This window comes from Pseudomonas sp. RGM2987, assembly GCF_022952855.1.
GTDB lineage: Bacteria > Pseudomonadota > Gammaproteobacteria > Pseudomonadales > Pseudomonadaceae > Aquipseudomonas.
Map to the genome: position 1 here is coordinate 22,036 of NZ_JALJDX010000155.1, position 6,224 is coordinate 28,259.

3 protein-coding genes are annotated in these 6,224 nt (G+C 62.2%); 2 read left to right on the top strand and 1 reads right to left on the bottom strand.

All coding sequences use genetic code 11. The annotated features are described in order from the left end of the window. Nucleotides 1–62: 62 nt before the first annotated feature. On the top strand, nt 63–1,835 hold the full coding sequence (locus RGM2987_RS06620) for an ABC transporter transmembrane domain-containing protein (protein WP_245139314.1): 1,773 nt from the start codon (nt 63–65) through the stop codon (nt 1,833–1,835). 202 nt (nt 1,836–2,037) lie between these two features. Here RGM2987_RS06620 and RGM2987_RS06625 read toward each other — a convergent pair whose 3' ends face one another. Beyond that, nucleotides 2,038–3,966: a transglycosylase SLT domain-containing protein gene (locus RGM2987_RS06625; protein WP_245139315.1), complete on the bottom strand. Its 1,929-nt coding sequence runs from the start codon at nt 3,964–3,966 to the stop codon at nt 2,038–2,040. A 224-nt stretch (nt 3,967–4,190) separates the two neighbouring features. Here RGM2987_RS06625 and RGM2987_RS06630 point away from each other — a divergent pair, with 224 nt between their 5' ends. Next, nucleotides 4,191–6,110, top strand: a complete 1,920-nt coding sequence (locus RGM2987_RS06630) for an ATP-binding cassette domain-containing protein (protein WP_245139316.1) — start codon at nt 4,191–4,193, stop codon at nt 6,108–6,110. The last annotated feature ends 114 nt before the right edge of the window (nt 6,111–6,224 follow it).

Genomic DNA, 6,224 nt, shown 5'->3' on the forward strand with positions numbered 1-6,224 from the left:
GGTTCCGTCGCGCTTCGGTTCGGCGAATCAGACTTTTCCTGCTTCATTATCGGACGTTTCTGATGCTTTCTTCCCGCCATCGCCGTGCCATAAGTCTGGCCAGCGGCTTCATCGCCCCTTATCGCAAGCAGATCGTCGGCGCCATGCTCGCGCTGATCGTGACCGCGGGCATTACCCTGTCCATGGGCCAGGGCATCCGTCTGCTGGTAGACCAAGGGTTCATGACACGCTCACCGCAGCTGCTCAATCAGTCCATCGGTCTGTTCATGCTGTTGGTGCTGGCGTTGGCAATCGGAACCTTTGCGCGCTTTTACCTGGTGTCATGGATTGGTGAGCGGGTGGTGGCCGATATCCGTCGGCAGGTGTTCAACCATCTGGTCTACCTGCACCCGGGCTTCTACGAAAACAACCGCAGTTCGGAAATCCAGTCGCGCCTGACCGCCGACACGACGTTGCTGCAATCGGTGATCGGTTCGTCGCTGTCGTTATTCCTGCGTAATGTCTTGATGGTGGTCGGCGGTATCGTGCTGCTGTTCGTCACCAACCCCAAGCTCACCAGTATCGTGGTGGTTGCCTTGCCGCTGGTGCTGGCGCCGATCCTGCTGTTCGGTCGTCGGGTACGCAGCCTGTCGCGCTTGAGCCAGGACCGCGTTGCCGATGTCGGCAGTTATGTCGCCGAGACCCTCGGCCAGATCAAGACCGTGCAGGCCTACAACCATCAGGTCCAGGATGAACAACGTTTTTCCCTGACGGTGGAGCAGGCTTTCGACATCGCTCGCAAGCGCATCGCCCAGCGGGCCTGGCTGATCACGCTGGTGATTGTGCTGGTGCTGGGGGCGGTGGGCGTGATGCTCTGGGTCGGCGGGATGGATGTGATCGCCGGGCGGATTTCCGGCGGTGAGCTGGCGGCGTTTGTGTTCTACAGCCTGATCGTTGGCAGTGCCTTCGGCACCTTGAGCGAGGTGATCGGCGAGTTGCAACGGGCGGCGGGCGCGGCAGAGCGCATCGCCGAATTGCTGCGCTCGGAGAACATCATCCAGCCGCCTGCCTCGGGCCTGGTGACGTTGCCGGAGCGGGTCCGGGGTGAACTGCGTCTCGAAGGCCTGCGTTTTTCCTATCCGTCGCGGCCGGAAAGTTATGCAGTGGATGGTCTCGACCTGACCGTCAATGCGGGGGAAACCCTGGCGCTCGTCGGGCCGTCGGGCGCGGGTAAATCCACGGTGTATGACCTGCTGTTGCGTTTCTACGATCCGGTGCAGGGGCGGATTCTCATCGACGACGTGCCGCTGACCCGGCTCGATCCGCTGGACTTGCGCCGTCATTTCGCCCTGGTCTCGCAGAACCCGGCGCTGTTCTTCGGCACGGTGGAGGAGAACATCCGCTACGGCAACCCGCAGGCGACTTCCGAGCAAGTACGCGAAGCCGCGCAGATTGCCCACGCCCATGACTTCATTGAAAAGATGCCCGACGGCTATCAGACCCATCTGGGCGACGGTGGCCTCGGCTTGTCCGGCGGCCAGCGCCAACGCCTGGCCATCGCCCGGGCGCTGCTGGTGGACGCGCCGATCCTGCTGCTGGACGAAGCCACCAGCGCGCTGGACGCGCAAAGCGAACACCTGATCCAGCAAGCCTTGCCCAACCTGATGAAAAACCGCACCACTCTGGTCATCGCGCACCGCCTGGCCACGGTAAAGAACGCCGACCGGATCGCGGTGATGGACCAGGGTAAGGTCGTTGCCGTGGGCACCCACCAGGAACTGGTGGCGAGCAATGCGCTGTATGCGCGGTTGGCGGCGTTGCAGTTCAATGTGGGGCATGAACCGGCCGTCGGCTAGAAACCTATACACACCAACATCTGTGGGAGCGGGCTTGCTCGCGAATGCGGCATGTCAGTTGAGGATGTGCTGACTGGCACACTGCATTCGCGAGCAAGCCCGCTCCCACAAGGTCAGGTAACCGACCAAAAAATGCCCGCATCTTTCGATACGGGCATTTTTTTGGCTTGGCGCTTGTGCTCAGCGCTGGCCGCTGCCGCGCTCACTGGTCATCAAAATACCGCTCATGCCAGTCCACCAACGGTTGGGGCGAGTTGAGTTTCTGGCCGTAGATCACCGAGTACGACAGCACGTTCTGCACGTACTGGCGGGTTTCGTCGAACGGAATGCTTTCGACCCAAACGTCGAAGCTCAGGTGGTCGGCGCCGCGCAGCCATTGGCGTACGCGGCCGGGGCCGGCGTTGTAGGCGGCCGAGGCCAGGACCCGGTTGCCGTTGAACTGACTATGGACCTGGCTCAGGTAGGCCGCGCCAAGCTGGATGTTCTTGTCCGGATCCAGCACCTGCTGAGGCGAGGCCAGAGGGATGCTGAATTTGCGCGCGGTTTCCTTGGCGGTACCGGGCATCAGCTGCATCAGGCCGGCGGCGCCGACGCCGGAGCGGGCGTCATCCATGAAGGCGCTTTCCTGGCGGGTGATGGCGAATACCCAGCTCGAATGCAGGCCACGCACCTTGGCTTCGCGCACCAGCGTGTCGCGGTGGGCCATCGGGAAGCGGATATCCAGGTCGTCCCAATACTTGGCCTGGCTGATGGTGCGGATCGCCGGGAAATACCACTTCAGGTCGTAGGCCAGCTTGGCCTGGGCGACCATTTCATCGCGATTGAAATGCCGGCTGACGTGATACCACTCGCGACGTCCGTCGACGATCTCGCCACGGGCATGAAACTCCAGCGCTCGACGTACGCCCGGGGTGTTACGCACTTTGTTGATCAGCGCCTGGCTCATCGGCAGCGGCTTGTTGATCAGTGAGTACGGTGACTGGGAGCGGTCGGCGGCCAGGAATCCATAGAAATCCCGTTCACGGGCCAGGTGCTTGTAAAGCGTCAGCGCCTCCGGGTTCTGCGGTTGTGCCAGTTCGAGCGTGCGGGCCTGCCAGTAGCGCCAGCGGTTGGTGCTGGCGAGCGACTCAGGCAGGCGCCGGGTCAACTGGTAGGCGTCATCCCAGCGGGCCAGGCGCAGCAGCAGGCGCAGGCGCCATTCCGAAACGGTATCGTCCCTCAGTTCCGGATCGTACTGGGTCATCACGTCCAGGGCGCGGCTGTCGAAGCGCTTGGCCAGGGTCAGGCCGATTTCCCGGGCAATCGCGACTTTCTCATCCCGGGAGAAGCGCATGGTACTGGCGTAGCCGTCCAGCAATGCCATGGCCTTGTCCGGGTCCTGGCGGGCCAGGCGGCGCAGGCCGAGGCTGACAATATCGGACATCGGTTCATCGGCCGGCAGGAAGCGCGAGGGCTGGTTGAGCAATTCGGGTTTCTGCGCCACGTCCACCAGCAGCTTGCCACGGGGGGCGAGGGTGGTCAGGCCGTTGACCAGGCTGTTGGCCAATGGGTAGTTGCGCGCCTGCGCCGCGAGTTTGGCGCGCTCCCAGCGTTTCTGTTCGGTCAACTGGCCCTGGCCCGCCCACAGGCCGAACAAGGTGTCGCAGGCGTCTGGCTGGGACTTGCCGGTGAGCCAGAGCTTTTCGGTGTTGGCATAGCCTTCGGCCTTCAGGCCGTGGGTGAGCTGGTACTGGGCGTTGAGGCAGTCCAGTTCGGTGAAATTGAGCTTGGGATCGTAGTACTTGACGAAGGTATCCCAGTCGCCGCGCTCGGACAGCCAGCGCAGCCAGCGCAATTTCATCCAGTTGGCCTGGGGCAGGTCGCCATGCTCGGCGAGGAATTTCTCGATCTCGGTATTGCTGGCGCTCTTGAGGCGAGCAGTCAGTTCGTCGTAGGCCAGATACGGTTCCAGCGGATAATCGCGCAGGGCCTGGCTGTAGCGGAAATAGGGGCCGGTATCACCCTTGGCCAAGGCTCGCTTGGCCTCGTCGTAATACTGGCGTTGGGTGGAAATATCCACCGCCTGGGCGGTTTGAACGGCAGTGGCACACACAAAAAAACAAGACAAGACACTAAGAAGGCGACTGCGCATGAGACATCCGGGCAGAAAAAACATGACAAGCCCAAGGGCGACCCCAGGGTAACTGTCAGTAGCTTAGCCTTTTGCCAGCAACCGGCGAAAGCTTTGCAAGGCCGTCGGCACAAGTTCGCAACATTTGTCATGCAGAACGTGTAAAGAGCATTTGAGCGACGAAATTGGCGGACCCTTGAGGTCTCATCTCGGGTAGAATGCGCGCCCGGTTTTTGGAGAAGCTCATGACCCTGCTCAAATTCAGCGATGTGTCCCTTGCTTTCGGCGCTATGCCGTTGTTGGACAAGGTGTCCTGGCAGATCGCCCGTGGAGAGCGGGTGTGCATCATCGGCCGCAACGGCACTGGCAAGTCCAGCATGATGAAGCTGGTCAAGGGCGATCAGAAGCCCGATGACGGCTCGGTCTGGCGCGCGCCAGGCCTGAAGATCGGCGAATTGCCCCAGGAACTGCCGGTGGCCGACGAGCGGACGGTGTTCGACGTGGTTGCCGAAGGCCTCGACGGGGTCGGCGCGTTGCTGGCCGAGTACCACCACCTGAGCCAGAACATCGTCACCGACGCGGACCTGGACAAGCTGATGCATGTTCAGCAGGACCTCGAAGCCCGTGATGGCTGGCGTCTGCAGCAACTGGTCGACAGCACCCTGAGCCGCCTGCAGTTGCCGGCCGACAAGACCCTCGCCGAGTTGTCCGGTGGCTGGCGTCGTCGCGTCCTGCTGGCCCAGGCCCTGGTGTCCGAGCCGGACCTGCTGTTGCTCGACGAACCGACCAACCACTTGGATATTGGCGCCATCGCCTGGCTGGAAGAGGCCCTCAAGGACTTCCAGGGTGCGGTACTGTTCATTACTCACGACCGTTCTTTCCTGCAAAACCTGGCAACCCGCATCCTTGAACTGGACCGTGGCGGCCTGATCGACTGGAACGGCGACTACGCCAGCTTCCTGGTGCACAAGGAAGCGGTGCTGGCGGCGGAAGAAACCGCCAATGCGCTGTTCGACAAGCGCCTGGCCCAGGAAGAAGTCTGGATCCGCCAGGGCATCAAGGCCCGTCGTACCCGTAACGAAGGCCGCGTGCGTGCCCTCAAGGCGCTGCGCGTCGAGCGCAGCGAACGCCGCGAACGCACGGGCAAGGCCAATATCCAGCTGGAAACCGCTGAAAAATCCGGCAAGCAGGTGATGGTCCTGGAGAACGTCAGCTTTGCTCACCCGGACGGTCCATTTCTGGTCAAGGACTTCTCCATGGTCCTGCAGCGAGGCGATCGCATCGGCCTGCTGGGCGCTAACGGCACCGGCAAGACCACGTTGCTCAAGCTGATGCTCGGTGGCCTGGTGCCGACCAGCGGCAAGGTGGAAGAGGGCACCAAGATCGACGTCGCCTATTTTGACCAGTTGCGCCATCAGCTGGACCTGGAAAAGACCGTGATCGACAACGTGGCCGAGGGCCGTGACTTCATCGAGATCGATGGTCAGAGCCGGCACGTGCTGAGCTATCTCGGCGATTTCCTGTTCAGCCCCCAGCGTGCCCGCACGCCGGTCAAGGCGCTGTCGGGCGGTGAGCGCGCTCGCCTGTTGCTGGCAAAATTGTTCAGCAAGCCGGCGAACCTGCTGGTACTGGACGAGCCGACCAACGACCTGGACGTGGAAACCCTCGAATTGCTGGAGGAGGTGCTGTTGACCTTCAACGGCACCGTGCTGATGGTCAGCCACGACCGGGCATTCCTCGACAACGTAGTTACCAGCACCCTGGTATTCGAAGGCGAAGGCAAGGTGCGCGAATACGTCGGTGGTTATCAGGACTGGCTGCGCCAGGGCGGTTCGCCGCGTCTGTTGGGCGTGACCGAGAGCAAGTCCGGCAAGGCCGACCTGAACTCGGCCGTGGTCAAGGCTGAGCCCGCTCCGGTGGCTGCCGCATCGGCCCCGGCCCAGGCGAAGAAGAAACTCAGCTACAAGCTGCAGCGTGAGCTGGAAGCCCTGCCGGGTGACATCGACGCGAAGGAAAAGCAGATCGCTGCAGTGGAGGCCGAAATGGCTGACGCCGGCTTCTACCAGCGGCCTGCCGCCGAAACCGCCAAGGTGATCGCGCAGTTGGAGCAGTTGCAGGCCGAGCTGGATGCGCTGATGGAGCGTTGGGCTGAGCTGGACGCCTGATCAAGTGTGGAAGATCCCAGGGCACCGGGGTCTTCATTTGAAATGCTATCCAATGTGGGAGCGGGCTTGCTCGCGAAAGCGGTGTATCAGTCGATTGATAGGTGACTGTAATAC

Excerpts from the sequence above, each read along its gene's own strand:
- RGM2987_RS06620 (WP_245139314.1), top strand. The coding sequence starts at position 63 with ATGCTTTCTTCCCGCCATCGCCGTGCCATAAGTCTGGCCAGCGGCTTC.
- RGM2987_RS06625 (WP_245139315.1), bottom strand. The coding sequence starts at position 3,966 with ATGCGCAGTCGCCTTCTTAGTGTCTTGTCTTGTTTTTTTGTGTGTGCC.
- RGM2987_RS06630 (WP_245139316.1), top strand. The coding sequence starts at position 4,191 with ATGACCCTGCTCAAATTCAGCGATGTGTCCCTTGCTTTCGGCGCTATG.